Genomic DNA, 25,819 nt, shown 5'->3' on the forward strand with positions numbered 1-25,819 from the left:
GTCGGCGGCCGGTTCACGGGTAGATGGCGGCCTTCAGGTCCTCGAAGGATTCGCGCAGCAACTCGACGTAGCGACCGTCGTCGCGCAGCTGCCGCGGGTCTGCGGTGATGTTGACCGCCAGCGAATCACCCACCGAGCTGATCGAATGCACCACGCCGCCGAGGCCTACGAGCGGGGCCACCCCGAAGTTCGCGGCGACGGTGGATCCGCAGAGCACCATGTCGGCTGGGCCCTTGGGCACGTTGGTGACCAGGGTGTTGGCGAGCCGGATGGTCGACGACTGCCGGGTGGGGAGCGCGCCGAGGACGCGGAGACCGTTCCGCACCACGAATCCCGGGATCGAATTGGCGAGCGCGTCGAACTGCGTCTCGCCGGGGCCGGTCTTGCGCACCGTGTCCATCAACACCGAGCGATGGATCGCCCGGGCGCGCTCGACGAGGTCGGGGAGGTCGGTGTGCAGGTCCACGGCGAGGGTGACGAACCGGTTCCGGGAGGTCGCCTCGGCGGCGTTGCGGGTCGAGAGCGGGACCCCGGCAGCCAACGATCCTTCCGGCGCGGTGCCGACCTCGCACAGATATCTGTGCATGGTCGAGCCGACGATCGTGAGCATCAGGTCGTTGACGGTCACACCGCCGATCGCGCTCCGCATCGCCCGCAGCTCGGGGACCGAGAAGAACACGGCGTCGAAGACGCGCTCCGGGCCGAGGGGTTGATTCAGCACGGTGCGCGGGCGCAGCGCGGCGGGAACCTCGTACATCCCCTGCGCACGCTCCGCCCGCATCAGTCGCTGGACCCGTCGCGCCCGGGGCACAAGGCCTGCGAGTAGGCAGAGGTTTCGGGGTAGAGAGGAAACCGCGGCGGCGGCCATCGAGAACCGGGAAGGAATCGCAGCCGCCGCGGCCGGGCGCTCATCGGTCGGCAGGTTCTCGGTGAACAGCTGCCGGGAGATCTTGGCGCCGAGGCCGCCGTCCGCCATCGAATGGTGCATCTTGATGGCCACCACGGTGGCGTCCCCCGGGATCTCGGCGACCCCGGCGACCCCGGTGACGATGTGGATCTCCCACAGGGGTCGCGAGGGGTTCAGTGGCCGCCGCTGGATGTCCGCCAGCAGCGTCCGCAGTTCCTCCCAGCCTCGCCCGTCGTGGAAGACGACGTGGTCCTCGGCCGCGAACGCGGGGTCCTCGGCCCAGTACGGGTGGTCGAGGTCGAAGGGGATCCGGATCATGCGCTGGCGCAGGATGCCGATTCGGTCGGCCCGTTCCGTGATCCACCGCAGCAGCTCGTCCCGGCCTGGTTCGGGGTGCTCACCCGAGTCGAAGGCAAATGTCGAGACGGAGGTCTGATTGGCCGACGGTGTCTCGACGTACACGAACACGGCGTCGCGCGGATCGACCTGCATCATCAATGTCCCCCGAGGGCCGAAGCGCCATTCCCAGGTGAACGTACCGTCCAGCTCGGCGGTTGCTGTCGTTAGCACCCCCGCGACTCCAATCGGCCGACTTGGGTGCGTGACGTCGGCCACTAGTTTTTCGGCGCCTGTGGGAGCTCGAAACCGTCGGGTCTCGCGCGGGTCGGTTCCGTGATCGACGCAAAACCGGCCGGTTTGTTATCTCGTCGTTACTGAATCTGTCTCGCTCGGATTTTCGCGCCTGACCTCACATTTTTGACGGTCCTCCGGATCGCAGTAGGGACTTGTCGCAGGTGGGGCGGCGCGTCGCACCGGGCGGACAGGGTGCCCGGCACGGCGTCCCGGCCGGGGTTCAGTCGACCAAGATCGTATTTAGATAAAGATTCGATCACGGTGGACGTATCGATATCGTTTCGTTACCTTCGTTGTGGGGGTCCGAGGTTGCACGGCCCAAAAGGTGCGACCAAGAAGCCAACGAAGATGAGGTAAAGACTGTGGGAACTCTCCGCAGGACGTTCAATCGTTCCAGCTCGATCACCACCGCCCGTCGCCTGAAGGGTGCAACCGTCGCCGTCGCGACCGGCGCGATCCTGGTCGGCGGCATGCAGCTCGGATCCGCCACCGCGACCGCTGCGCCGATCGATCACCAGGCCTTCGCCGCCGTGCCCTTCCAGCTTCCGCAGGAACTGCTGCCCCAGGGAGCACCCGCCGCACCGGCGCCGCTGCCCGAGATCACCGGCGCGCAGCAGTGGGTCAACGACCAGCTGCGCGCGCTCAACCCGGGCGGGTCTGTCGCACCGCTCAAGGCGCGCACCGTGCAGCCCGTCAACGGCCACATGACCTCCGGCTACGGCGCTCGCTGGGGCTCGCATCACGGCGGCATCGACATCGGCGCCAACCTCGGCACCCCGATCATGTCCGCTGCCAACGGTGAGATCATCTCCGCGGGCCCGGCCTCCGGCTTCGGGCTGTGGGTCCGCGTGCGTCACGACGACGGCACCGTCACCGTCTACGGACACGTCAACGAGTACACCGTCAACGTCGGCCAGCGTGTCGAGGCCGGTCAGCAGATCGCGACCGTCGGCAACCGCGGCCAGTCCACCGGACCGCACCTGCACTTCGAGGTGTGGGACGCGAACGGTGCCCAGCTGGACCCGAGCGAGTGGCTGGCGGCCAACGGTGTCGCGGTGACCTGGGGCAGCGCCCCGGCCGCCTAGGCGCCGGACCAGGCTTCAGACCCCCACGCGCGGGGCGTGGGCACGCTGTCGGAAGACGGCGATGCTCACGCCCCGCGCGTTCGGCGTCTCAGATGCCGACGGCCGTCTCGAGTGCCTCTAGCTCGGTGTCGAGGTGGCCCAGGATCGCCTCGAGGTCCGGCAATGCCCGCCTGCAGCCGGTCAGCCCGAACGCGATCGCGTCGTCGGAACTGGTGCAGGTGATGTTCAGGGCCTGTCCCTCCTGCGGGAACGCGATCGGATACAGCCCGTCGAGCCGGGCCCCGTTCCAGTACAGCGGTGTGCGGGGGCCGGGAACGTTGGAGATCACGACGTTGAACGGCGGGCGGACCGCCCCACTGCTGCCCGCGACCACGTGCAGCGCCGCAGGCACCATTCCGGCCGCGCTCACCGCGAGGATCTGCGACGAACTCATGCCGATCATCGACTCCTTGCCCTCGAGCATCGACGTTCGCACGGTCTCGAGCCGCTGCGCCGCGTCGGCGGAGTGGGTCGCGAGGTTGCACATCAGCACGCCGAACGAGTTGCCCGCCTGGCTTTCGTCGGGGCCGCCGCGCAGCGACACCGGCACGGCGGCGATCAGCGGGACCTCGGGCAGGGCCTCCTGCGACTGCAGATACGTGCGCAGGCCACCGGAGCACATCGCGAGCACCACGTCGTTGACGGTGGCGTCGGACGCCTTGGCGATCAGGCGGAGTCGCTCGATCGGCCAGGACCTGGCAGCGTAGCGCCGTGCCCCGGCGATGGGCACGTTGAGGATGGTGTTCGGGGCCGCAAAGGACAGGGAGCCGCCCTGCTCGCGGAGCGCGCGGACCACGGTGCCCGCCAGCGCCGAGCCGAGCCCGGCCGCCCCTCCCAGCAGTGACGCGGCCCCGCGGACGGCGGCGGCGGGCAGTCCGAGGACGCCGCCACCGTCGCCGGTCTCGACGGACGGTTCCTCCGATGCGGGGCGCGCCGGCTCCGGGTCCTTCATGTCCCAGACGGCGGGCATCGCCCGGTCCGTCGGGTCCTCGCTCAGTGACTGCGCCAGCAGTCTCATCGCCGAGACCCCGTCGGCGAACGCGTGGTGAAACTTCGTGTACACCGCGAATCGGCCGTCGTTCATGCCCTCGATCAGGTGCATCTCCCACAGTGGACGGTGACGGTCCAGGGGCGCCGAGTGCAGTTGTGAGCACAGGTCGAGTAGTTCACGCATGCCGCCGGGTTGCGGCAGGGCGTCGTGGCGCACGTGATACCCGAGGTCGAACCCGCTGTCCTCCTCCCAGGCCCACTGTCCGAATGAGGACCACGAGCGCGTCGGCTTCTGGCGGAACCTTTGTGCCGCAGTGTCCTTCGCGAGAGCGGCATCGAATGCCGCGCGGACATCGGAAGCGGTGGCGCCCTCCCGCGGCTCGAAAAGCTGCAGCCCGCCGACGTGCATGGGGTGTTCGCGCGATTCTGCCAGCAGCCACATCGAGTCGGCGGGAGACATAGACAGCGGCATGGGCGGCCCTCCTGGGTTCTCGACCGCTGCCCCGGTCGGATTGTGGATTTCTGTCGAATTTGTTGTACCCGTTCGTGAATCGCCCCGCTACTTGTCACTTGTCCAGTCATGGGACGGACGGCCCTGGTGGTCGCTCGTCCATGTCGGGGCCGGGACCTGGAACAATCGAGCGGTGCCGGTCCCCGAAGAAGTCCTGTCCCGACTGCGTCGGTTCCCCGACGTGGAGGCGCCGAACCTGTTCGCCGTCGACGGCGCGGATCGGCTGATCCTCGACGAGGCGGGCCCGTCGCTGCTGGGCGCGGCGAGCGGGACGGTGGCGGTGATCGGCGACCACTACGGCGCCCTCACCCTTGGGACGATCGCGGGCTTCGGCGTCACCGACGTCCGGGTTCACCAGGACCCGATCACCGGCGAGCTCGCGCTGTCACACAACGCCGCGCGAGCCGGACTGAGCGAGGCCTACCGGTCCTGCGGGCTGGACGAGTCCCTGCTCTCGGGGGCGCGGGTGGTGCTGGTCCAGCTGCCGCGCAGCCTGGCCGCCCTCGCCGAGATCGCCGAGGCCGTCGCCCGGCATGCCGATCCGGAGGTGGTGATCTACGCGGGCGGCCGCGACAAGCACATCACCCCCGCGATGAACGAGGTGCTCGCCCGCAGCTTCGGCGACGTGCATGCCACCCGTGGCAGGCAGAAGTCCCGGGTGCTCGTCGCCCGCGGCCCGCTCGATCCGCCCGCCGAGCCGACCTACCCGCTGCGCGAGCACCTGGCCGAGCTCGACATGGAGGTGGTCGCGCACGGGGCCGCCTTCGCGGGCACCAAGCTCGACATCGGAACCCGGTTCCTGCTCGACTACCTGCCCCGGATGAACCCGGATGCGCGATCGGCGGTCGACCTCGGTTGTGGCACAGGGATTCTCGCCGTGGCCTTGGCTCGTTCCCGTGCCGACCTGCGGGTGATCGCGACCGATCAGTCCGCCGCGGCTGTCGCGTCGACGGCGGCGACCGCGCACGCGAACGGGGTCGGCGACCGGGTGACCGCGCTGCGAGACGACGTGATGTCCACCCTCGGCGACGCCACCGCCGACCTGATCGTCTGCAATCCGCCGTTCCACGTGGGTGCGGCCGTCCATACCGGGGCGGCGCTGTCGATGTTCCGCGGCGCGGGCCGGGTGCTGCGCGAGGGTGGTGAGCTGTGGACCGTCTACAACTCACACCTGGGATACCGCGGTGCGCTCAGGAAGTCGGTCGGCCCCACCGAACTGATCGGACGGAACCCGAAGTTCACCGTCGCCCGGTCGGTCAAGGGCGTGTGACGGCTCGGCCCGCTACTTGACGGGCCCGCCGCCGATCGGGTCGCCGTCGAACTGGTCGCGGGTGATGCCGAGGTCCTCGATGATGACGCCGTCGACCACCTCCGCCTCGACGGACTCGGGATCGCCCGGCTGCTGACCGTCGTCGTCGAGCGGGGTGTCGGGCTCTTCCTCGGCGAGCCGCTCGTCGAGGGTCTCGCCCGCGGCGGCCTCCGCCGCGGTGGTCCCGAAGCGATCGGCCTCGCTCCAGTGATCGGGGGCGTCGACGACATCATCGCCGTCGTCGTTGCGGACCTCGTCCGAGTCGAGCGACTCGCTGGCGTTGAGGGTCTGGCCCGGGCCGTCCTCGGTGCTCATGAGTCAATAATGCCACCCTTGGGTGCAATGTCGTGCCAGGTGAACCTCGTTTTCGTGCGGGGCGGGCGCGATCCGCGCCCGGTAGAGTCCCCACTGTTCCGGCTGGCGACTTGTTTAAGTTCGAAGCGCTGGGAACTTACGGTCACATGTGAGACGTTTTACCAACAGAACGGGATTTCCCGTCGCGGTCGGGCCACAGCGGCACGGCAGGATCCCCAGGGATCCACCTATAGAAGGGACACGCACGGTGCGCACCACCAGTAACCCGGTGTTCCGCAACCTCCCCAAGCAGGAGGGCAGCGGATACGCCTCGTTCGGTTCTGCCGCGGCAGGCGCGGGGCAGATGACACAGCAGTTCGGTCAGCCCCAGTACACGCAGGCTGAGCCGTACACGACAGGTCCTGCTCAGCGGGCCATGACCATCGACGACGTCGTCACCAAGACGGGCATCACGCTCGGTGTGCTGACGGTCGCGGCGATCATCTCCTACGTGCTCGTCAACTCGAACGTCGACCTCGCGGCGCCGTTCGTGATCGGCGGCGGACTCATCGGGCTGGTCCTGGTCCTGGTCGCGACCTTCGGCCGCAAGATGGACAACCCGGCGATCGTGCTGGCCTACGCCGCGGCGGAGGGCGTCTTCCTTGGCGCGCTGTCGTTCATGTTCACCGACATCACGTTCGGCGGCACCGGCGGCTCCACCCTCATCGCCCAGGCGGTGCTCGGCACCTTCGGCGTGTTCTTCGGCATGCTCGTGGTCTACAAGACCGGCGCCATCCGCGTCACCCCGCGGCTGACCCGGATGATCATCGGCGCACTGATCGGTGTCGTGGTGCTCTCGCTCGGCAACCTGATCGCCAGCTTCTTCACCCCGGGTGGCCTCGGCCTCCGTGACGGTGGCGGACTCGCGATCGTCTTCAGCCTCGTCTGCATCGGCATCGCCGCGTTCAGCTTCCTGCTGGATTTCGACGCCGCCGACCAGCTGATCCGCGCCCAGGCGCCGGAGAAGGCGGCCTGGGGCGTCGCGTTCGGCCTCACCGTCACCCTGGTGTGGCTGTACGTCGAGATCCTGCGACTGCTGAGCTACTTCAACAGCGACTAGTCACCGCACGCCTGACCACGAACGGGCGGTTTCCTGCTCCGTCACTCGACGGATGTTCAGGAAACCGCCCGTTCGGCGTTGTGGAATCGATTCGCGGGTTGTCCACAGGTCGACGGTTCGCCGGGATCGGTGCCTCGCCGACGCGGCATGGTGAGGCGATGGGGGCAGACGACGCACCGTTTCGGGGATCGAGCGCCATCGCGGCGGGGGTGGTCACCGAACACCAGCTCTACCACGATTTCGTGCGCCTCTACCAGGGCGTCTACATCAGCAAGCGTGTGGAGATCACCGCAGCCCTGCGCGCACGCGCGGCATCGCTGTTCGCCGGACCCGACGCGGTCCTGACAGGGTTCTCCGCCGCTGCTCTGCACGGGTCCAGGTGGATCGACGCCAGCGAGCCTGCGGAGGTGATCCGCCCGGGCCATCATCGGGCGACGAGGAAGCTCATCGTCCACGATTGCCGACTCGAACCGGACGAGATCACCGTCGTCGACGGCATTCGAGTGGCCACGGCAGCGCGTGCTGGGTTCGATCTGGGCAGGCGCTTGTCGCGAGTATCCGCGATCGTCGCGTTGGATGCCCTCTGCAACGCGACGGGACTCAAACCCGCCGAGGTCACAAGGCTCGCGGAGCAACACCCACGGGCGCGTGGACTCGTCCGGTTGCGCTCGATCCTCGGCGAGGTGGACGCCGGGGCGGAGTCGCCGCCCGAGACCCATACTCGTCTGGCCATCGTCGACGCGGGTCTGCCGCCGCCTGAAACACAGATCCCGATCGTCGAGAACGATGGATGGAGGTTCGCGTGTGCGGACCTGGGCTGGCGGGAGTGGTCGGTCCTCGTGGAGTACGACGGAGAACACCACTGGACCGATCGCCGCCAGCGAGCTTGGGACATCGAGCGCTCGGCGCGGATCGAGGCGCTGGGCTGGACCGTGGTGCGGATCGGTGCGGAGCTGCTCTACAACCGGCCGGATGAACTGGTCCGCCGGGTGAGGGCCAAACTCCGCGCGGCTGGGGCTCCGGTATGACGACGAACGGGCGGTTTCCTGGCGGGCCTCTCGGCCGATGCTCAGGAAACCGCCCGTTCGCGGTGGTGCAGAAGGACTAGCTGAGGCGCTCGAGCACCATCGCCATGCCCTGGCCGCCGCCGACGCACATGGTCTCGACGCCGAAGGTCTTGTCCTGCTCACGCAGGTTGTTGAGCAGGGTGTTGGTGATGCGGGCACCGGTCATGCCGAACGGGTGGCCAAGGGCGATCGCGCCACCGGAGACGTTGATCTTGTCCTCGTCCAGGTTCAGCGCGCGGGCGGAGCCGATGACCTGCACCGCGAACGCCTCGTTGATCTCGTACAGGTCGATGTCCGAGGTGGCCATCTTCGCGTAGCCGAGGGCCTTCTTGACGGCCTCGATCGGGCCGAGGCCCATGATCTCGGGGGAGAGGCCGGTCGCGGCGGTCGAGACGACGCGCGCCAGCGGGGTCAGGCCGAGGGCCTTCGCCTTGGTGTCGCTCATGATGACGAGCGCGGCCGCGCCGTCGTTGAGCGGGCAGGCGTTACCGGCGGTGACGGTGCCGTCGGGGCGGAAGACCGGCTTGAGCTGGCTGATCTTGTCGTAGCTGGTGCCTGCGCGCGGGCCGTCGTCGGTGGACACGACGGTGCCGTCGGCGAGGGTGACCGGGGTGATCTCGTTGGCGAAGAAGCCGCGGTTGATGGCCTCCTCCGCGCGGTTCTGGCTGCGGACGCCCCAGCGGTCCTGGTCCTCACGGCTGATGCCGGTCAGCGAGGCGACGTTCTCGGCGGTCTGGCCCATCGAGATGTAGATGTCGGGGGTCAGGCCGTCCTCGCGGGGGTCCTTCCACGCGACGCCACCCTGCGCGGCCAGCTCGGTGCGCGCCTGGGCGTCGGCGTACAGGGCGTTCTTGGTGTTCGGCCAGCCGTCGGCGGTGCCGGTGGTGAAGGACGAGACGGACTCGACGCCCGCCGAGATGAACACGTCGCCCTCGCCCGCGCGGATTGCGTGCATCGCCATCCGGGTGGTCTGCAGCGAGGAGGAGCAGTAGCGGTTGACGGTGACGCCGGGCAGGAAGTCGTAGCCGATCGCGGTGGCGACCACCTTGGCGATGTTGTAGCCCGACTGGCCGCCGGGCTGGCCACAGCCCATCATCAGGTCGTCGATGTCGGCGGGATCGAGCTCCGGGATCTTCGCGAGGGCCGCGGCCACCATCTGGGCGGCCAGGTCGTCGGGACGGATGTCCTTGAGCGAACCCTTGCCGGCCCGGCCGATGGGCGAACGTACAGCGGAGACAATGACGGCCTCAGGCATGAGAACTCCTTGCAGTAATCGGGGTGCATGGTGGGTGCCACACACTGTGGATTTGACCCAGACGTTACGTGGCGCTCGCGGCGCGCTGACGGCGCCGTCGGTCATCGACGATCTTGAGCACTCCGGAGGTCGGTTCCGGGGCCACCTGATCGGCCCCCGGCTCGCCCCTGCTGGCCCGGCGCTCGGTGTCGCGGCGCCACAGGAAGCGGTTCGCGGCCTCGGTGATCCGGGCGGAGATCCGGCGCGACTCGGCGGCCTCGGAGACCTCGGGCAGCTCGGGCAGCGGACCGCCCTCCCATTCCCCGAGCGCGCTGGCGAGGACGGGGAGCAACTGCTGGGCCGCGAGCTCGTACCCGGCCGCGGAGGGATGGAAGTGGTCGGCGGAGAACATGGTGTCCGGGGCGGCCAGGAACTCCGGCGCGAGCAGGTCTGCGAGGGCGACGGGATGGCCGCCTGCCCGCAGCACCGCCGCCGCCTGCGCGCGGGCCAGCCGGTGGCCCCACTCGCGAACCACCGACCGCAGCGGCTGCGGGATCGCCGTGACCACCCCCAGGTCCGGACAGGTGCCGACGACCACCACCGCGCCGGCCTGGCGGAGCCGCGCCACCGCGTCGCCGAGCCTGCGGGCGGACGAGTGGATCGAGTTCTTGGCGGTGACGTCGTTGGCGCCCACCAGGATCACCGCGGCGTCCGGTGGCGGGCCCGCGATGAACATGGCATCGACCTGACCCTTGAGCCCCTTCGAGGTGGCGCCGCCGATCGCCTTGGTGGACAACCAGATCCGCTTGCCCGTCTCCTCGGCGAGGCCGCGGGCGATCCGCACCCCTGGCACCTCGTCCGGGACCGCGCAGCCGACCCCGGCCGCGGTCGAGTCGCCGAAGATCATCAGGTGGATGTCGAACTCCGCGCCGAGGCGCCAGCGCTCGGGGGCCTCGCACCCGGGCGTGTAGATGCCGTCGGCCTCGGGTGGTTTGGCGACGTTGCGGCCGATCACGCCGCGCGCGGCGGTGGCCTGGCCCATCAGGTAGTTGTAGAGCGCCCACGACGCGGTGCCTGCCGAGGACCCCGCGACGACCGCGGCCGCGCTTGCTTTCGCGGCCGTTTTCCATCCGCTGGTGGGCACCGGATCCACCCTCCGCTCGTCGCGAGTGCTACCGGCCACAAATCTAGTGCGAAAGCCCGCGCCGCGTGGGGTCTGCGCTCGGGGACCCGACATCGAGATCGGAGCGGGCGGAGCGACCCCCGAGAAGGGACCTGGTGTTGCCCCCGTCGCGCGCTCTGGGACCATGTAGGCATGCGCATCGCGGATCATGTCACCGACCTCATCGGAAATACTCCGCTGGTCAAGCTGAACTCGGTGGTCGAGCCCGGCTCGGGCCTGGTGGCCGCCAAGATCGAGTACCTCAACCCGGGCGGCAGCTCCAAGGACCGGATCGCGGTCAAGATGATCGACGCCGCCGAGGCGTCGGGCGAGCTGAAGCCCGGCGGGACCATCGTCGAGCCGACGTCGGGCAACACCGGCATCGGGCTGGCACTGGTCGCGCAGCAGCGCGGCTACAAGTGCGTCTTCGTCTGCCCGGACAAGGTCAGCGAGGACAAGCGCAACGTCCTCAAGGCATACGGCGCCGAGGTCGTGGTGTGCCCGACCGCGGTGGCACCGGAGCACCCGGACAGCTACTACAACGTCTCCGACCGCCTGGCCCGCGAGCTGCCCGGCGGCTGGAAGCCCAACCAGTACTCCAACCCGGGCGGGCCTGCGAGCCACTACGAGACCACGGGCCCCGAGATCTGGCGGGACACCGAGGGCAAGATCACGCACTTCGTGGCGGGCGTCGGCACCGGCGGCACGATCACCGGCACCGGTCGCTACCTCAAGGAGGTCTCCGGCGGCAAGGTCAAGGTCATCGGCGCGGATCCTGAGGGCTCGGTGTACTCGGGCGGCACCGGACGGCCGTACCTGGTCGAGGGCGTCGGCGAGGACTTCTGGCCCACCGCCTACGACCCCTCGGTCCCCGACGAGATCATTGCGGTCTCCGATGCCGACTCCTTCGACATGACGCGGCGCCTGGCCCGCGAGGAGGGCCTGCTGGTCGGCGGCTCCTGCGGCATGGCCGTGGTGGCCGCGCTGCGGGTCGCCGAGCGCGAGCCCGACGCGGTGATCGTGGTGCTGCTGCCCGACGGCGGCCGCGGCTACCTGTCGAAGATCTTCAACGACAAGTGGATGGCCTCGTACGGCTTCCTGCGCACCCCGCTGGACGGCAAGGTCCACGAGCCGACCGTCGGCGACGTGCTGCGTGGCAAGTCGGGCGAGCTGCCCGACCTGGTGCACACGCATCCGTCGGAGACGCTGCGCGACGCGATCGAGATCCTGCGCGAGTACGGCGTCTCGCAGATGCCGGTCGTCGGTGCCGAGCCGCCGGTGATGGCGGGCGAGGTCGCGGGCAGCGTCACCGAGCGGGACCTGCTCTCGGCGGTGTTCGAGGGCCGGGCGCAACTCGCCGATCCGGTCGCCAAGCACATGAGCCCTCCGTTCCCGCTGATCGGCTCGGGCGAGCCGGTGACCGCCGCGACCAAGGCGCTCGGCGACTCGGACGCGCTGATGGTGGTCGACGACGGCAAGCCCGTCGGCGTCATCACCCGGCACGACCTGCTCGGATTCCTCAGCGCCGGGGGATAGCTCGACCCGGGCCGCCCCGCCCGGGTGCCGTTAGGATCCCCGCATGGGGGAGATGAGATCTCGGGTGGGGATGGTCGCCGCGGCGACCGCGGTGCTGGTGTCCGGATGTTCGACGGTGACCAGTGGGACACCGGTCGCGGAGTCAGAGGGTTCGGACGGCGGTGCGGCGGTGGCGCTGTCCGCGGGCGAAGCGCCGGACTGCGCCACGATGGCCGGGGCGTTGGGCGGCTTGGTGGCCGGCATGCCGCTGGCCAACCAGGGCACGCTGCCGGGCTCCACCGACCCGCTCTGCCTGTGGGCGGACGGGGACTTCACCGGGACCCAGCGCAATCTCTTCGTCAGCGTCAAGGCCAACGGGTTCACCGAGGCGATGCTCGAGGCCTCCAGGGGGAAGACGAGCCTCGGCGTGGTCGACGAGCCGCGCGCCGACGCGCTGGGTGGGCTCGTGATCAAGGTCAACGACACCGTGTACACGCTGACGATGGCCGGTCGCAGTGTCGATGCCGGCAGCCACGGCAGCCAGGGATACACGGAATCGGAGTACATCGACGCGCTGGTCTCGGTTGCCCGATTACTGACCGAATAGCGGCTCGCTAGGCTTACCGGCATGAGCGAGCACAGCAACGCAGAGCAGGGGTTCTCCACCAGGGCCGTTCACGCCGGGTACGAGCCGGATCCGCTGACCGGCGCGGTGAACGTGCCGATCTACGCCAGCTCGACCTTCGCCCAGGACGGCGTCGGCGGGATGCGGAGCGGGTTCGAGTACGCGCGCACCGGGAACCCGACCCGGCGTCCGCTCGAGGCCAACCTCGCCGCCCTCGAGTCGGGCACCTATGGTCGCGCGTTCGCGTCCGGCATGGCGGCCACGGACTGCCTGCTGCGCTCGGTCCTGCGCCCCGGTGATCACCTGGTGATCCCGAACGATGCCTACGGCGGCACCTTCCGGCTGATCGACAAGGTGTTCACCCAGTGGGGCATCGAGCACACTCCGGCCGCGGTGTCCGATGTGGACGCGGTCCGCGCCGCGATCCGCCCGAACACCAAGCTGGTGTGGGTGGAGACCCCGACCAACCCGCTGCTCAACATCGGCGACATCGAGGCGCTGGCCGGAGTCGCGCACGAGGCCGGGGCAAAGCTGGTGGTGGACAACACCTTCGCGTCGCCGTACCTGCAGCAGCCGCTCGGCCTCGGTGCGGACATCGCGCTGCATTCGACCACCAAGTACATCGGCGGGCACTCCGACGTCGTCGGCGGCGCGCTCATCACCGACGACGAGGAACTCGACACCGCCTTCGCGTTCCTGCAGAACGGCGCGGGCGCGGTGCCCGGCCCGTTCGACGCGTACCTGACCATGCGCGGCATCAAGACCCTCGCGCTGCGGATGGAGCGGCACAGCGAGAACGCCGAGCAGATCGTCGACCTGCTCACCGGCCACGCCGCGGTCTCGCAGGTGATCTACCCGGGTCTCGAGTCGCACCCGGGCCACAAGGTCGCGGCCAAGCAGATGCGTCGCTTCGGCGGCATGATCTCGGTGCGTCTCAAGGGCGGCAAGCAGGCCGCGCTCGACTTCTGCTCGCGGACTGAGATCTTCACGCTCGCCGAGTCCCTCGGCGGTGTCGAGTCGCTGATCGAGCACCCCGGCGCGATGACCCACGCGTCGACCGCGGGCTCCGCGCTCGAGGTGCCGGACGACCTGGTCCGGCTCTCGGTCGGCATCGAGGACGCCGCCGACCTCATCGCCGATGTGGAGCAGGCACTGAAGTAGGCAGCTCCGCTGCCCGTGCGCGGTTGACGAGTCCTGAGACTCGTCAACCGCGCACGGGCGCCGCAGGCGCCTTACGCTGGCGCTGTGGAACTCGTGACGAGGGAACAGATCGCGGCGGCGGCCGACCGACTCGCCCCGGTGATGCGCAGGACACCGATGGTCGCGTCGCGGGTGCTCTCGGAGCGCTGCGCCCACGACGTGTGGCTCAAGTGTGAAAACCTTCAGCGCACAGGCTCTTTCAAACCTCGTGGCGCCTACAACCGGATCGCGAACCTGACCCCCGAGCAGCGGGCGGGCGGTGTGGTGGCAGCCAGCGCAGGCAACCATGCGCAGGGTGTCGCCTGGGCCGCCAGCCGGCTCGGCATCGAGTCCACGGTCTTCATGCCGGTCGGCGCGGCGCTGCCGAAGCTCGTCGCGACCAAGGCGTACGGTGCGACGGTCCACCTGCGCGGTCACACCGTCGACGAGGCACTCGTGGCAGCCAAGGAGTTCGCCGCCGCGACCGGGGCCGTGCTCATCCACCCGTTCGATCACGTCGACGTGGTCGCGGGCCAGGCCACCGTCGGGCTGGAGATCCTCGAGCAGCTGCCGGAGGTAGGGACCATCGTGGTGCCGACCGGCGGTGGCGGTCTGCTCGCCGGGATCGCGGCGGCGGTCCGGGACTCGGGCCGCCGGGTGCGCCTCGTCGGCGTGCAGGCCGAGCAGGCGGCGGCCTGGCCGAGGTCGCTCGCCGAGGGCGCCCCCGTCGAGGCGGAGGCCCTGTCCACCATGGCCGACGGAATCGCCATCGGACTCCCGGGTGCGGTGCCGTTCGCGCACGTCGACGCCCTGGTGGACGAGGTGGTCACGGTCAGTGAAGACGCGCTGTCCCGGGCCCTGTTGCTGTGCAGCGAGCGGGCCAAGCTGATCGTCGAGCCGGCGGGGGCGGCAGCGGTGGCCGCCCTGATGAGCTGCGCGGCGGAACAGCTGCGGCTGGAGGGGACCGTGTGCGCGGTGTTGTCCGGCGGCAACATCGACCCGTTGCTGCTCACCCACGTGATCACCCACGGCCTGCGGGCCGCCGGGCGCTACCTGGTCGTGCGGGTCACCATCCCGGACCGCCCGGGTGGGCTGGTGCGGCTACTCGGCGTGGTGAGCGAGCGCGGCGCCAGCGTGGTGGACGTGGTGCACTCGCGGACCGCCCGCGACCTCGGCCTGGACGAGGTGGAGGTGCTGTTGACCCTGGAAACGAGGGGGCCCGACCACCGCGACGAGGTGCTGGGCGCCCTCGACACCGCCGGCTTCGCCGTGCGGGTGCAGGAGTAGGCGCTCCGCGCCCGTGCGCGGTTGACGAGTCCCCACACTCGTCAACCGCGCACGGGCGGCGCAGCCGCCTAGGCGATGGTCGCGTTCGCGACCGGGACGTCGAACACCCGGCACCAGATGAGCACCGTGCTGGCCTGGCCGATCTGGATCTCGGCGGGCAGCTCGTAGTTCTGGTCGCCGCGGCTGCCCTTCAACGCCCCCAGCCGGACCGGCTCTGGGCTCCGGACATCGGCCCCGTCGATGAGGTGCACGAAGTAGTCGGGTCCCGCCTCGACCTCGAAGTTCTCGAAGCGCAGCACGCGGCGGCCGTCGCCCAGGTCCAGTAGCCGTGCGGAACCCGTTGCGTCGTGGTCGATTCCGACGAACTTCGCGGCGCCGATCTCGTGCGCGCCGCCCGGGTGGTCCCCGCCCGGTTCGAGCACGGCCACCCCGACGAGTGGATCGGGTTCTCGAACGTCGGTGCCGCGGAACGTCGGCACGATGACGAGCGCGATGACCGCGGCGGCGAGCAGGGTCTGCGCGAGCGCGCCGATCCAGACGTGGCGGGTCAGCCGGTAGAGCGTCCAGCCGAGCAGCAGGAACAGGGCGAGGGTGGCCGCGCCGATGGCGAGCGTCCGGGGATGGGTGGAGGTGTTCGAGATGAGGTTCGGCGGGATCTCGTAGATCAGGGCGAGGGCACCCACGGCCAGGCCCGCGGCGATCAGGACGAGCAGCGATCCGGTCAGCCACCGTCGACGGCGGAAGGGGCCGATCTCGGGCCCGGATCGCATCGCCATGTCGTCAAGCGTAGGCACGGGTGCTCGCCACGGTGGCGTTGTTCTCGTGCGCGATGACGCGGTCGATCACGGCCAGCCGCAGAGCCGGGTGACCCGGAAGTCCTGGTCCACCAGCCTGGCCGGCATCCCGAGCTCCTCGAGCCAGGCGAGCGTCTCCTCGCCCCCGCGGACCGCCGCCCTGCTCGCCGCGGCGGCGGCCAGGGCGGAGCCCGCGACCACGGACACGGTGCGCCAGTGCGGCGCCCCGGCGGGATCCGGGTGCAGCGGGCTGACCGTGCTGGCGGTCGCGAGGCCGGAGCCGGACGGGATCGAGACCTGACACGACGGGTCGCCGGGCAGGTCCTCGACCTTGATCTGCCAGCCGCTGCGCGGCTCCGGACCCGCGGTCGCCACGTCGCCGCCGAGGCTGACCAGCACCCCGCAGCCGAGCAGCTCGGCGACGGCGGTGGCGCAGCGGTCGGCCGTGACGGAGCGGGCGGTCGCGGACACGTCGAGGGTCAGCCCGGCGGGGAGGGTGACGTCGTGGCCGCGGACGGTCACGGAGCGCCACCGGTCCGGTTGCGTGCCGCCGACGGTGGGGTCGAGGACGCCCGCCGTCAGCTCGGCGGCCAGGAGGGCCCTGCTGACCTGCTCGGCGAGCAGGACGCTCACCCGGGTCGTGGTGCCCGCGGACCGGTTGAGTGCCGCGATCTCGGAGTCTTCCCGGGTGGCACTGGTCGCGACGTCGGCGGCGGCCAGGTGGCCGCGGACCATGTTCCAGGCGGATTCCAGCATGTCGGGGTCTGCCACGACCACCGTCGCGCGCACACCCCACATCGACCAGCTCTTCGCGGCCTTGTCCGCCGCGAGGGTCACGACCCGCCCGAGATCACGTCGAACTGCCCGGCGCCCCGGGTGACGACCGGGCCTGCGCCGTTCGAGCGGTTCGAATCGGCGGCGATGACCGTCCCCGAATCCGAGGAGGGGGCGTCTCCGAGCGCGAACGAGGCGCCGGCGAGGGACCCGACGCTGAGCGCACCGACGATGCCGGACGCCGCGACAGCACGGCGGAATCGGGACGTCCGGTGGGGCTGCTCTGCGGGTCGCTCGCTCATGACGACCAGGATCCACCGCGAGCCTGAGAGAGACCTGAGGGTCTGCTGAAATTCTGGTTCTTGGCCTGAAATGTCGCGGTGCGCGGGCATACGCTCCGTGAGTGCGCAGTTTTCCCCGCCCGAAGTGGGCCGATCCGCCGGCAGATGCACAGTCGGCGGCGGCTAACGCCGGACCGGCACGCCGCGATACAGGCGTCGTGTGGGTTCGGGAAACACGGTTCGATCGATGTGATCGAAATCGCCCCGCGGCCGGGTCGGGGGACCTAGCGTTGCACCTGATAGCCCGCTCGAAGTTTGGAGTTGCGAATGCCGGTTGATCCAACGGCGGTGATCGTGGCAGTTGCCACTGCCCTCGGCGGCCTCGTTCAAGGGGCCGACATCCCATTACCGGTGAAGGATCAAGCAGCACAAGCGATTCAGTCTTTCGAGGCGTCGGCACCCGCGGCGTCGCAGCAGATCAACGACGTCATCGGCATGTTGCCCCAGAATATGCAGGGTCAGGCACAGCAGGCCGTCGCGGATGCTGCTGCCGCAGTGGAGGATTCAATCAAGCCGTACCTCCCACCTGCCCCGCAGATTGCACCGGGGGTGCCGGCCGTGCCGCCGCCCGCGGTGGTCGCGCCGCCGGTGCCGGAGGCGCCCCGCTACACGGCGCCGCCCGCGCTGCAGGCGACCCCGATCGGCGGCGACCCGAGCCGGATGCTGCCCGACGCATTGACGGACCTTCCCGAGATGGTGATGGCCCCGATCGGCGCGATCGCGGTCTTCGTGCCGTGGCTGAAGAAGGCGGGCGAGATCTGTGAGGGCATCAAGCCCCCGGTCCTCGCCGCGCTCTATTCGGCGGAGAACGGTTTCCGGTACGGCCCGACGGCGCCGGTGTCCAGGGACGGAGCGCGCGGGCCGGGCCAGTTCATGCCCGGCACCTGGGCCAAGTACGGCAAGGACGCCGACGGCGACGGCAAGGCGGACATCCTCGGCGTCGCGGACTCGGTGATGGCGTCGGGGCACCTGCTCTGCGACATGTACACCGAGATCGAGGGCTGGCAGAAGCAGGGCCTGGTCAAGGGCGACACCCTCGATCTGGCCATCGCCGGGTACAACGCGGGGGTCGGGGCCGTGCGGCGGTCCGGCGGGATGCCGTCCGGGCTGCCCGACTACGAGAACCAGACCAAGCCGTACGTGAAGAAGATCCGGGCCAGCGAGGCTCGATTCGCGGGGATCCTCACCCCGTTCGTCGGCGGCAACTTCGGCGACGGGATCGGCGGCAAGATCGTCGAGGCCGCGCTCCGCTACCTGGGCCTGCCCTACGTCTGGGGTGGCGGCAACATCAACGGGCCCTCCGGCGGTGGCTTCGACTGCTCCGGGCTGACGTCCTACGCGGTGTACGCCGCAACCGGCGACCTGCTGAAGCTGCCGCGGACCTCGGAGACCCAGTGGAACGTCGGCGAGGAGATCCCGCTGGCCGAGGCCAGACCCGGAGACCTGCTGTTCGGCAACTGGCAGTCGGGTGGGCCGGGGCACGTCGCGATCTACATCGGCAACGGGCAGATGGTGCACGCCCCGCAGACCGGTGACGTGGTCCGGGTCGGGCCGGTGTTCGACGGGATGAAGGTCCGCCGGATGGTGTGACGCGGCTCCGCCGCAGTTCGCTACTGCTGGAGCGGCGGCGCGGCGACAGCCGGAGCTGGGTCGATGGATGTGGTCGGTGGCGCGCTCGCCGGGGAGGTGGCCGCGCTCGACGGCGTCACCGGCGAGGTCGAGATCGGCGGTGCGACGGTTGTGGTGGCCGGGGGAACCGTCCAGTTGCTGCCGATCCCGCAGACGGGGACCCCGGGCGGACACCCTTCAGTGGTCATGCCGCACTCGGTGTGGCCACAGCTGTCGGTCCCGCATGCCGGGCCCGGCACGCAGTTGTATCCCGGCGGGATCTCCTGGACCGGCGACTCGTAGTACGAGGACTCCGGTGCCGGGGCGGGCGCGTGGCCGTCCCACGATTCCGGCCAGGCCTGCAGTGCGCCCGGGGCCACCGAACTCGTCGGCGGCGCAGACTTGGTCACCTTGGCCGAGGTCGTGGACGCCGAGCTCGGCGCGGGGCCGCCGGATTCCGATCCGCTCGAGCATCCGGCCAGCACCACCACCGGCACGACCAACACGAGCAGCATGCGCAGAACCGCACCCAACCGACTGCCGGTCCACATTTTTCGCAACATGGCGAGAACATTTGCAGACCGCGACTCGCGTGGACCAGTGGCCGGGAGGCCACCCATCGATAAGATCGGGTCATGCTTTCGGTAGCGGTCGTTGCGTTCGACGGAATCAGCCCGTTCCACCTGGCGGTACCGACGCTGGTGCTCGGCCGATCCGGCACCGGCGTCGAATCCGACTCGCCCTATGACGTGCGGGTCTGCGCCGAAGAGCCCGGAACGCTGTCCACCGCAGCCGGTTTCGACATCACCGTGCGAGACGACCTCGACGTGGTGGCCGGCTCCGACATGGTGGTCTTTCCCGGCTGGCTCCGCGGACGCGGGGTGTCGCCCGCGCTGAACGAGGCCGTGCACGCCGCCCACGAGAGGGGCGCTCGACTGATCGGGCTGTGCCTGGGTTCCTGGGCGATCGCGGCGACCGGGCTGGCCGACGGTCGCGAACTCACCACCCACTGGGCCGCGGCCGAGGAGATGGCCCTCGCATTCCCGAAGGTGCGCGTGCGTGCCGACAACCTCTGGACCGATCTGGGCGACGTGATCACCTCCGCGGGCGTCGCCGCGGCACTGGACTGCTGCCTGCACATCGTGCGCGGCGACCTGGGCGCCCGCGCCGCCACCGACCTGGCTCGGTCGCTGGTCACCGCGCCACACCGCAACGGCTCGCAGGCCCAGTTCATACCGGTCGCGGTGCCCGACGACGACACCGACGATCCGATCGAGCACGCGATGGTGTGGGCCCGCACCCACCTCGACACCGGCATCGACCTGGACAACTGGTCGCGTCGGGCGCTGATGTCGCGGCGCACCTTCACCCGGCGGTTCAGGGACCGCACCGGCACCAGCCCCCAGCAGTGGTTGTTGCAGCAGCGCACCGACCACGCCCGGCTGCTGCTCGAATCGACCGACGAGACGGTGGACCGGATCGCCCGTGACACCGGCTTCGGCAGCGCGGTGAGCCTGCGCCACCACTTCCACCGCATGCTCGGCACCAGTCCGGCGGCCCACCGCGCCCAGTTCCGCGGGGCAGCGCAATGATCACCGCGTCCTGACTTCCTCGGAAAACACGAAACCCCGGCTCGAGCCGATGCTCGAACCGGGGTCCGGTGGAAATGAACGCGAACGGGCGGCGTGCCGCCTCAGCTGTGGTACGGCTCCGCGCTGAGGAGCGTCACCTGCATGGTGTTGCCGTTGGGGAGCGTGTACTTGCGGGTCTCGCCGACCTTCGCCTCGAGCAGCGCGCTGCCCAGCGGGGAGTTGGGGGAGTAGACCTCGAGCTTGTTGTCGCGGGCGCCCTCTTCGCGGGTGGCGATCAGGAAGGTCTCGGTGTCGGACTTGTCGCCGTCGTAGTAGACCTTGACCACGGAACCGGGCAGTGCCACACCGGACTGGGTCGGCGCCTCGCCGACCTTCGCGCTGTTGAGCAGCTCCTGGAGCTGGCGGATGCGGGCCTCCTGCTGGCCCTGCTCCTCGCGTGCCGCGTGGTAGCCGCCGTTCTCCTTGAGGTCGCCTTCCTCGCGTCGCTCGTTGATCTCGGCCGCGATGACCGGGCGGTTGGCAATGAGCTGGTCGAGTTCGCTCTTGAGCCGGTCGTGTGACTCCTGGGTAAGCCAGGTCACCTGGGTCTCGGTCATGCTCGATCACTCCTCGTAGTCGGAACCCATCCGGGTCCCCTGGGCGGGCCACTGAACTCCAGTGGCCTTCGGCGACGAGAGCGCGCCTACCCCCGGTGGTTGGATCCCCCCGGTTCGCTCAGTCATGTGAGCGGTGCACCCTGCCGCTATGCATCTATACGCAAATGCAGCAATACACGGTTCCAAAGCCGGAACCGTGTACCCGAGGATTCTAGCACGAGCAGGGATTTCTCCATGAAAATCGCGCTGGTGCGGGCCCGGGGCGGTCCGGCCGGATCAGCCGTTGGTCAGGTACTCCGGCACGGTCGTCCCGCAGCCGTAGATATCGGCGATGGCGGGGCGCTGAGACGTCTTGATCAGCGTGGTCACGTCGACGGTGCCGCTGTCGGACGGTCCCAGGTACACCTCGCGGCGGCCGGTCTCGGAGCCGTCCCTCGACCGGGCCCGCACGATGCAGACGGCGGACTCGGACGGGTCCTCGCGGGTCACGGTGAACCGGATGCTGATCGTCGACTCGTCCACCAGGTTGTACGCGATCGACTGGCCCTCGACATCGTCGCCTGCGAACTTGTTGTACGCGAAGAAGGCCAGGGCGAGCCCAAGGAGCACCACGCCGACGCTGAGGATGATCGCCACCACCCGGGATCCGCGCAGATCGCGCGTTGGCGTCGGGTAACGGTCGGCGGGAGGCGTCTCGGTCATATCGCTCAGCTCTCGTACAGCGGCACCGGGCCTGCGGCGGCCCGGTCGGTGTACCTCGCGCGCTGCTGGGGCGGGGCCACGGCTGACGGCGGAAGTACCGGGTGGAACTATAGGGGAAGGACAACGGTGCGTTGTCGGCGGACGTCGGCGTCGGACCACCACGTCGCTACAGGCGAAGCTGAGGTGAAGGAGCACTGTGAGCGGATTGCGTCTCATGGCCGTGCACGCCCATCCCGACGACGAGTCGAGCAAGGGCGCCGCCACCACGGCCCGGTACTCGGCCGAGGGCAACGAGGTTCTCGTGGTGACGCTGACCGGCGGCGAGCGCGGCGACATCCTCAACCCCGCGATGGATGTGCCCGGCGTGCGCGACCGGATCAGCGAGGTGCGCAAGGAGGAGATGGCCGAGGCCGCTCGCATCCTCGGCGTCCAGCAGCTCTGGCTCGGCTTCGTCGACTCCGGGCTGCCCGAGGGCGACCCGCTGCCGCCGCTGCCCGAGGGCTGCTTCGCGCTGGTGCCGCTGGAGGAGTCGACCGAGGCGCTGGTCAAGGTGATTCGCGAGTTCCGTCCGCACGTCATCACCACCTACGACGAGAACGGCGGATACCCGCACCCCGATCACATCCGCTGTCACGAGGTGTCGGTGGCCGCGTTCGAGGCCGCGGGCGACCCCGAGCGTTTTCCGGGGGTGGGGGAGCCGTGGGAGCCGCTGAAGCTCTACTACTCGCACGGCTTCATCCGTAAGCGCCTGCTGCTGTTCCAGGACGAGTACGACCGCCGCGGCGAGGAGTTCCCGATGGCGGAGTGGCTCAAGAAGTGGCGGACCGAGCAGGGCGACCTGATGGCGCGGGTGACCACCCAGATCGTCTGCGGTGACTACTTCCCGCAGCGCGACGACGCCCTGCGTGCGCACGCCACCCAGATCGACCCCAACGGGTCGTTCTTCGCGGTGCCGCTGGACATCCAGCAGAAGATCTGGCCGACCGAGGAGTTCGAGCTCGCGAAGACGAGGGTGCGCACCGCGATCCCGGAGTCCGACCTGTTCGCAGGCATCGACCACGTCGGCTACGGCCACCCTGAGGAGAAGAAGTGATCTTGGCAAGTGCGGCCGGCTGGCTGGCACAGACCCCCAGCAATCCGGTCGGGCCGGAGTTCGGCAAGGCCTCACCGATCGGCTTCGTCATCATCGTCGCGCTGCTCGTCGGCACGGTGCTGCTGGTCCGCTCGATGAACAAGCAGCTCCGCAAGCTGCCCGACACCTTCGAGCCGGAGCATCCCGAGCTCGACCAGGCCGCGGACGAGGGCACCGATCGGGGCGCGGCGGGCGAGGCGCCCACCGACGGGAAGAACGCCGAACCGCCGACCGGCTCGGCGAGCTAGGCAGCGCGCGATGTCGGCCCTGGCCCGAAACACTCTCGGCGGGGCGACGAGCCCCTACCTGCGTCAGCACGCCGACAACCCCGTGCACTGGCAGCAGTGGGGCCAGGAGGCGCTGGAGTGGGCGCGCGAGCGAGACGTGCCGATCCTGCTCTCCGTCGGCTACTCCGCCTGCCATTGGTGCCACGTGATGGCCCACGAGTCCTTCGAGGACGAGGCGACCGCGGCGCTGATGAACGAGAACTTCGTCTGCATCAAGGTCGACCGCGAGGAGCGGCCGGACCTCGACGCGGTCTACATGAACGCGACGGTCGCGATGACCGGCCAGGGCGGCTGGCCGATGACCTGCTTCCTGACCCCCTCGGCCGAACCGTTCTACTGCGGCACCTACTACCCGACGATGCCGCGCGGCGGGATGCCGTCCTTCACCCAGCTGCTCGAGGCCATCGCGGACACCTGGCGGGGCAGGCGAGGAGAGGTGGAGGAGGCGTCCGCCGCGATCACGGCACAGCTGACCGCCAACGCCGCCGGGGTTCCCGGGGGGCAGGTGGTCCTCGACGCGAACCTGTTGGACGCCGCGATCGTCGCCGCGCTGCGTGACGAGGACCGGGACAGGGGCGGATTCGGGGCGGCGCCCAAGTTCCCGCCGTCCGCACTGATGGAAGGGCTGCTGCGAGGCTACGAGCGCAGCGGTGACGCGAAGGTGCTCGCCGCGGTGGAACGCACCGCGGAGGCGATGGCGCGCGGCGGGATCTACGACCAGCTGGGCGGCGGGTTCGCGCGCTACTCGGTGGATGCCGACTGGGTGGTCCCGCACTTCGAGAAGATGCTCTACGACAATGCCCAGCTGTTGCGGGCGTACGCCCACCTGGGGCGGCGTACTGGGTCGGCGCTGGCGATCCGGGTGGCCGAGGAGACGGTCGAGTTCCTACTGCGGGACCTGCGCACCGAGTCCGGCTGTTTCGCCTCGGCGCTGGACGCCGACACCGATGGCATCGAGGGCCTGACCTACGCGTGGACCCCGGACGAGCTGCTCTCGGTCCTGGGCTTCGAGGACGGTGTGTGGGCCGCCGGGCTGCTCGCCGTGAGCTCCGCGGGCACCTTCGAGGCGGGCACCTCGGTGCTGCAGCTGCCCGCGGACCCCGAGGACCCCGCGCGCTGGGATTCGGTGCGGTCCAGGCTGTTCGAGGCGCGGTCTGCTCGCCCGCAGCCGGGGCGTGACGACAAGGTCGTCACCGCCTGGAACGGTCTCGCGGTCACGGCCCTTGCCGAGGCGGGCGCCGGGCTCGGTCGCCCCGAGTGGGTCGAGGCCGCGGCGCACTGCGCCCGGACGCTCCTCGGCGAGCATCTGGTCGACGGCCGGCTTCGCCGGGCCTCGCTCGGTGGGGTCGTCGGTGACGCGGCCGCGGTGCTCGACGACCACGGCGCGCTGGCGGTCGGGCTGCTCGCCCTGCACCAGGCGACCGGTGACCTCGAATGGCTCACCCGCGCAGAGGAACTCATCGACCTGGCGATCGCACACTTTGCCGATCCCGAGGAACCGGGCAGCTGGTTCGACACCGCCGACGACGCAGAGGCCCTGATCACCCGGCCGCGCGACCCCTTCGACGGGGCGACGCCATCGGGGGCGTCCACGATGGCGGAGGCGTTGCTGGCGGCCGCGGCGCTGGCCGGTCCCGAGCGTTCCGCCCGGTACGCCGCGGCGGCCGCGGACACCCTGGACCGCGGGGTGCTGTTGCTCGCGCGGGCGGCCAGGTCCGCGGGGCACTGGCTGGCCGTGGCCGAAGCCTCGGTGCGCGGACCGATCCAGGTGGCGGTGTCGATGACCGGCGACGGCGCCGGCCTGTTGGAGGCGGCCCGGCGCGAGGCGCCGGGTGGTGCGGTGGTGATCGGCGGTGCGCCGGACACGTCGCCGCTGCTCGCCGACCGCCCACTGGTCGACGGCGAACCTGCCGCCTACGTGTGCCGAGGGTTCGTCTGCGACCGGCCGGTGACCGGCGCCGAGGAGTTGCGTGGACTGCTGGGGGTCCACGCTCCGTAGCCGACGCTGCTGAAGGTGCCCTCGGGTCAGCCGCCGGTCGCCGCACGAATCGTGGGCCACGACCTGCCGAGTTCGTCCCGCCAGTAGGGCCACGCGTGCAGCCCCACCGGGGAGGCGCCGCGGGTGACGTGGGCGCCTGCCTCGCGCAGGGTCTGAGCGAGCTGGTCGGTGCACAGCGAAACGGCGAATTCCATCACGCCGCCGACCACGACCGACTGCGCGAAGCCGGGGGCGTTCGGGTTCTCGTGCGGTCCAGGCAGACCGGAACCGGAGGACAGGTACACGGGTTTACCTGCCAGCCGTGGGGCTCCGAGGAACACGTCGTGCGAGCGCCATGTCTCGCTGCCAGGTGGCCCCCACATCTGGTCGGAGGTCCCGTTGCCGTTGATGACCACGAGATCGGTCAGTGCCTTGCCTGCCGGTCCCTCGGTGAGATAGCAGCCGCTGTATCCCACGGCGCCGTCGTAGACCTCGGGCGCCCGCTCGGCGAGCATCATCGCCGCGGTGGCACCCATCGAGATGCCGCCGATCGCGTTGCGGCCGTTGGTGCCGAACCGGGCGTCGATCAGCGGCGGCAGCTCCTTGGACAGAAACGACTCCCATTGGGCGCGACCGAATTTCGGGTGGTCCTGCACCCAGTCGGTGTACATGCTGCCGGTTCCGCCGATCGGGAAGACGACGTTGACGTCCTTGTCGGCGAAGAACGCCGCCGCATCGCCCCGAGCGGGGTCGAGCCAGTTGTTGTCGTCGACCTGTCCGGAATTGCCGTCGAGTAGGTAGTAGACGCCGTGGGGTCGGCTGCGGTCGGCGGCGGGGAGCACCTTCACCGGCACCTCGCGTCGCATCGCGGGGGAGGCGACCTGCAGCAACAACACGCCACCGCTCAGCTCGGTGGCGCTGGTGACGGCGGGCGTGGCGTCCGCGGCCACCGGGACGTAGTCCGGGACCACGGTCTGCGCCGCGGCCCCAGGCGCGACGAGGACGGCCACCGCGATCGTCGCGATGGCCGCGATCGCTGTCGATGCTTCTCGCATGCC

At 70.1% G+C, this 25,819-nt stretch carries 25 protein-coding genes; 13 read left to right on the forward strand and 12 right to left on the reverse strand.

Translation table 11 applies throughout. The features are described from left to right. Positions 1–13: 13 nt before the first annotated feature. Positions 14–1,477, reverse strand: a complete 1,464-nt coding sequence (locus tag ABIC28_RS11560) for a wax ester/triacylglycerol synthase domain-containing protein (RefSeq protein WP_354578949.1) — start codon at positions 1,475–1,477, stop codon at positions 14–16. Positions 1,478–1,902: 425 nt separating this feature from the next. Here ABIC28_RS11560 and ABIC28_RS11565 point away from each other — a divergent pair, with 425 nt between their 5' ends. Then, on the forward strand, positions 1,903–2,625 hold the full coding sequence (locus ABIC28_RS11565; protein WP_257017517.1) for a M23 family metallopeptidase: 723 nt from the start codon (positions 1,903–1,905) through the stop codon (positions 2,623–2,625). An 88-nt stretch (positions 2,626–2,713) separates the two neighbouring features. Here the strand turns inward: ABIC28_RS11565 and ABIC28_RS11570 are convergent, their stop codons facing one another. Continuing rightward, entirely contained in the window at positions 2,714–4,126 is a 1,413-nt protein-coding gene (locus ABIC28_RS11570) for a WS/DGAT/MGAT family O-acyltransferase (RefSeq protein WP_354578952.1), read from the reverse strand. A 172-nt stretch (positions 4,127–4,298) separates the two neighbouring features. On the opposite strand from ABIC28_RS11570, the gene ABIC28_RS11575 reads away from it, so the two are divergent. Further along, positions 4,299–5,435 carry a methyltransferase gene (locus tag ABIC28_RS11575; protein WP_257017518.1) on the forward strand — a complete coding sequence of 379 codons (1,137 nt, stop codon included), beginning with the start codon at positions 4,299–4,301 and terminating at the stop codon, positions 5,433–5,435. Between the two features lie 12 nt (positions 5,436–5,447). On the opposite strand, the gene ABIC28_RS11580 is transcribed toward ABIC28_RS11575, so the two are convergent. Continuing rightward, complete coding sequence (locus ABIC28_RS11580; RefSeq protein WP_097212337.1) at positions 5,448–5,789, reverse strand: hypothetical protein; 342 nt, start codon at positions 5,787–5,789, stop codon at positions 5,448–5,450. Between the two features lie 247 nt (positions 5,790–6,036). On the opposite strand from ABIC28_RS11580, the gene ABIC28_RS11585 reads away from it, so the two are divergent. Beyond that, positions 6,037–6,888, forward strand: a complete 852-nt coding sequence (locus ABIC28_RS11585) for a Bax inhibitor-1/YccA family protein (protein ID WP_097212338.1) — start codon at positions 6,037–6,039, stop codon at positions 6,886–6,888. Positions 6,889–7,046: 158 nt separating this feature from the next. Continuing rightward, complete coding sequence (locus ABIC28_RS11590) at positions 7,047–7,916, forward strand: type IV toxin-antitoxin system AbiEi family antitoxin (protein ID WP_269589436.1); 870 nt, start codon at positions 7,047–7,049, stop codon at positions 7,914–7,916. 76 nt (positions 7,917–7,992) lie between these two features. Here ABIC28_RS11590 and ABIC28_RS11595 read toward each other — a convergent pair whose 3' ends face one another. After that, complete coding sequence (locus tag ABIC28_RS11595) at positions 7,993–9,210, reverse strand: acetyl-CoA C-acetyltransferase (protein ID WP_097212339.1); 1,218 nt, start codon at positions 9,208–9,210, stop codon at positions 7,993–7,995. A 64-nt stretch (positions 9,211–9,274) separates the two neighbouring features. Beyond that, positions 9,275–10,333 carry an SGNH/GDSL hydrolase family protein gene (locus tag ABIC28_RS11600; RefSeq protein ID WP_097212416.1) on the reverse strand — a complete coding sequence of 353 codons (1,059 nt, stop codon included), beginning with the start codon at positions 10,331–10,333 and terminating at the stop codon, positions 9,275–9,277. A 171-nt stretch (positions 10,334–10,504) separates the two neighbouring features. Here ABIC28_RS11600 and ABIC28_RS11605 point away from each other — a divergent pair, with 171 nt between their 5' ends. The 4 genes from ABIC28_RS11605 to ilvA all read left to right on the forward strand — a co-directional run bounded on the left by ABIC28_RS11605 (position 10,505) and on the right by ilvA (position 14,957). Then, positions 10,505–11,887, forward strand: coding sequence for a cystathionine beta-synthase (locus ABIC28_RS11605; RefSeq protein ID WP_097212340.1), 1,383 nt, complete (start codon positions 10,505–10,507; stop codon positions 11,885–11,887). A 43-nt stretch (positions 11,888–11,930) separates the two neighbouring features. Further along, positions 11,931–12,473 carry a hypothetical protein gene (locus tag ABIC28_RS11610; protein WP_143548473.1) on the forward strand — a complete coding sequence of 181 codons (543 nt, stop codon included), beginning with the start codon at positions 11,931–11,933 and terminating at the stop codon, positions 12,471–12,473. Between the two features lie 21 nt (positions 12,474–12,494). Beyond that, entirely contained in the window at positions 12,495–13,652 is a 1,158-nt protein-coding gene (locus ABIC28_RS11615) for a cystathionine gamma-synthase (RefSeq protein WP_097212342.1), read from the forward strand. 141 nt (positions 13,653–13,793) lie between these two features. Next, positions 13,794–14,957 (forward strand): threonine ammonia-lyase, encoded by a 1,164-nt coding sequence (gene ilvA, locus ABIC28_RS11620; RefSeq protein WP_218840977.1) that lies wholly within the window; start codon positions 13,794–13,796, stop codon positions 14,955–14,957. A gap of 68 nt (positions 14,958–15,025) precedes the next feature. On the opposite strand, the gene ABIC28_RS11625 is transcribed toward ilvA, so the two are convergent. From ABIC28_RS11625 to ABIC28_RS11635, 3 genes are all read right to left on the reverse strand, one after another. Next, the gene (locus ABIC28_RS11625; protein ID WP_097212343.1) at positions 15,026–15,733 is read right to left on the reverse strand and encodes a DM13 domain-containing protein; all 708 of its coding nucleotides are present in this window, start codon (positions 15,731–15,733) and stop codon (positions 15,026–15,028) included. A gap of 66 nt (positions 15,734–15,799) precedes the next feature. Then, positions 15,800–16,588 (reverse strand): FAD:protein FMN transferase, encoded by a 789-nt coding sequence (locus tag ABIC28_RS11630; RefSeq protein ID WP_269589434.1) that lies wholly within the window; start codon positions 16,586–16,588, stop codon positions 15,800–15,802. After that, positions 16,585–16,827 (reverse strand): hypothetical protein, encoded by a 243-nt coding sequence (locus tag ABIC28_RS11635; protein ID WP_097212344.1) that lies wholly within the window; start codon positions 16,825–16,827, stop codon positions 16,585–16,587. Before ABIC28_RS11635 ends, ABIC28_RS11630 begins: the two co-directional genes overlap by 4 nt. A 306-nt stretch (positions 16,828–17,133) precedes the next feature. On the opposite strand from ABIC28_RS11635, the gene ABIC28_RS11640 reads away from it, so the two are divergent. After that, positions 17,134–18,456, forward strand: coding sequence for a C40 family peptidase (locus tag ABIC28_RS11640; protein ID WP_097212345.1), 1,323 nt, complete (start codon positions 17,134–17,136; stop codon positions 18,454–18,456). Positions 18,457–18,476: 20 nt separating this feature from the next. On the opposite strand, the gene ABIC28_RS11645 is transcribed toward ABIC28_RS11640, so the two are convergent. Continuing rightward, the gene (locus ABIC28_RS11645; protein ID WP_354578959.1) at positions 18,477–18,989 is read right to left on the reverse strand and encodes a hypothetical protein; all 513 of its coding nucleotides are present in this window, start codon (positions 18,987–18,989) and stop codon (positions 18,477–18,479) included. A gap of 120 nt (positions 18,990–19,109) precedes the next feature. Here ABIC28_RS11645 and ABIC28_RS11650 point away from each other — a divergent pair, with 120 nt between their 5' ends. Next, entirely contained in the window at positions 19,110–20,066 is a 957-nt protein-coding gene (locus ABIC28_RS11650; protein ID WP_354578961.1) for a GlxA family transcriptional regulator, read from the forward strand. Positions 20,067–20,167: 101 nt separating this feature from the next. On the opposite strand, the gene greA is transcribed toward ABIC28_RS11650, so the two are convergent. Together greA and ABIC28_RS11660 are read right to left on the reverse strand one after the other, a co-directional pair. Beyond that, positions 20,168–20,662, reverse strand: coding sequence for a transcription elongation factor GreA (greA, locus tag ABIC28_RS11655; protein WP_354578963.1), 495 nt, complete (start codon positions 20,660–20,662; stop codon positions 20,168–20,170). 276 nt (positions 20,663–20,938) lie between these two features. Then, positions 20,939–21,364 (reverse strand): DUF4307 domain-containing protein, encoded by a 426-nt coding sequence (locus ABIC28_RS11660; protein ID WP_097212348.1) that lies wholly within the window; start codon positions 21,362–21,364, stop codon positions 20,939–20,941. 196 nt (positions 21,365–21,560) lie between these two features. Here ABIC28_RS11660 and mca point away from each other — a divergent pair, with 196 nt between their 5' ends. From mca to ABIC28_RS11675, 3 genes are read left to right on the forward strand one after another with little or no spacing between them, the layout of a single operon-like run. Further along, a complete protein-coding gene (gene mca / locus ABIC28_RS11665) occupies positions 21,561–22,457 on the forward strand; it encodes a mycothiol conjugate amidase Mca (protein ID WP_097212349.1) in 897 nt (298 codons plus the stop codon). Continuing rightward, positions 22,454–22,744, forward strand: a complete 291-nt coding sequence (locus ABIC28_RS11670) for a hypothetical protein (protein ID WP_097212350.1) — start codon at positions 22,454–22,456, stop codon at positions 22,742–22,744. The genes mca and ABIC28_RS11670 overlap by 4 nt, the downstream gene beginning before the upstream one ends. 10 nt (positions 22,745–22,754) lie before the next feature. Continuing rightward, positions 22,755–24,782 (forward strand): thioredoxin domain-containing protein, encoded by a 2,028-nt coding sequence (locus ABIC28_RS11675; protein ID WP_354578966.1) that lies wholly within the window; start codon positions 22,755–22,757, stop codon positions 24,780–24,782. A 26-nt stretch (positions 24,783–24,808) separates the two neighbouring features. Here ABIC28_RS11675 and ABIC28_RS11680 read toward each other — a convergent pair whose 3' ends face one another. Then, complete coding sequence (locus ABIC28_RS11680; protein ID WP_097212352.1) at positions 24,809–25,816, reverse strand: alpha/beta hydrolase; 1,008 nt, start codon at positions 25,814–25,816, stop codon at positions 24,809–24,811. Positions 25,817–25,819: the final 3 nt, after the last annotated feature.

The organism is Rhodococcus sp. PvR044, from assembly GCF_040548995.1.
Classification (GTDB): Bacteria; Actinomycetota; Actinomycetes; order Mycobacteriales; family Mycobacteriaceae; genus Rhodococcus_G; species Rhodococcus_G oryzae.

What these genes read in the sequence shown, in the direction of transcription:
- ABIC28_RS11680 (WP_097212352.1), bottom strand. Translation starts at nt 25,816, where the DNA reads ATGCGAGAAGCATCGACAGCGATCGCGGCCATCGCGACGATCGCGGTG.
- ABIC28_RS11645 (WP_354578959.1), bottom strand. Translation starts at nt 18,989, where the DNA reads ATGCTGCTCGTGTTGGTCGTGCCGGTGGTGGTGCTGGCCGGATGCTCG.
- ABIC28_RS11615 (WP_097212342.1), top strand. Translation starts at nt 12,495, where the DNA reads ATGAGCGAGCACAGCAACGCAGAGCAGGGGTTCTCCACCAGGGCCGTT.
- ABIC28_RS11590 (WP_269589436.1), top strand. Translation starts at nt 7,047, where the DNA reads ATGGGGGCAGACGACGCACCGTTTCGGGGATCGAGCGCCATCGCGGCG.
- ABIC28_RS11650 (WP_354578961.1), top strand. Translation starts at nt 19,110, where the DNA reads ATGCTTTCGGTAGCGGTCGTTGCGTTCGACGGAATCAGCCCGTTCCAC.
- ABIC28_RS11605 (WP_097212340.1), top strand. Translation starts at nt 10,505, where the DNA reads ATGCGCATCGCGGATCATGTCACCGACCTCATCGGAAATACTCCGCTG.
- ABIC28_RS11640 (WP_097212345.1), top strand. Translation starts at nt 17,134, where the DNA reads ATGCCGGTTGATCCAACGGCGGTGATCGTGGCAGTTGCCACTGCCCTC.
- ABIC28_RS11660 (WP_097212348.1), bottom strand. Translation starts at nt 21,364, where the DNA reads ATGACCGAGACGCCTCCCGCCGACCGTTACCCGACGCCAACGCGCGAT.
- greA (WP_354578963.1), bottom strand. Translation starts at nt 20,662, where the DNA reads ATGACCGAGACCCAGGTGACCTGGCTTACCCAGGAGTCACACGACCGG.
- ABIC28_RS11675 (WP_354578966.1), top strand. Translation starts at nt 22,755, where the DNA reads ATGTCGGCCCTGGCCCGAAACACTCTCGGCGGGGCGACGAGCCCCTAC.
- ABIC28_RS11580 (WP_097212337.1), bottom strand. Translation starts at nt 5,789, where the DNA reads ATGAGCACCGAGGACGGCCCGGGCCAGACCCTCAACGCCAGCGAGTCG.
- ABIC28_RS11625 (WP_097212343.1), bottom strand. Translation starts at nt 15,733, where the DNA reads ATGGCGATGCGATCCGGGCCCGAGATCGGCCCCTTCCGCCGTCGACGG.
- ABIC28_RS11570 (WP_354578952.1), bottom strand. Translation starts at nt 4,126, where the DNA reads ATGCCGCTGTCTATGTCTCCCGCCGACTCGATGTGGCTGCTGGCAGAA.
- ABIC28_RS11610 (WP_143548473.1), top strand. Translation starts at nt 11,931, where the DNA reads ATGGGGGAGATGAGATCTCGGGTGGGGATGGTCGCCGCGGCGACCGCG.
- ABIC28_RS11595 (WP_097212339.1), bottom strand. Translation starts at nt 9,210, where the DNA reads ATGCCTGAGGCCGTCATTGTCTCCGCTGTACGTTCGCCCATCGGCCGG.
- ilvA (WP_218840977.1), top strand. Translation starts at nt 13,794, where the DNA reads ATGCGCAGGACACCGATGGTCGCGTCGCGGGTGCTCTCGGAGCGCTGC.
- ABIC28_RS11635 (WP_097212344.1), bottom strand. Translation starts at nt 16,827, where the DNA reads ATGAGCGAGCGACCCGCAGAGCAGCCCCACCGGACGTCCCGATTCCGC.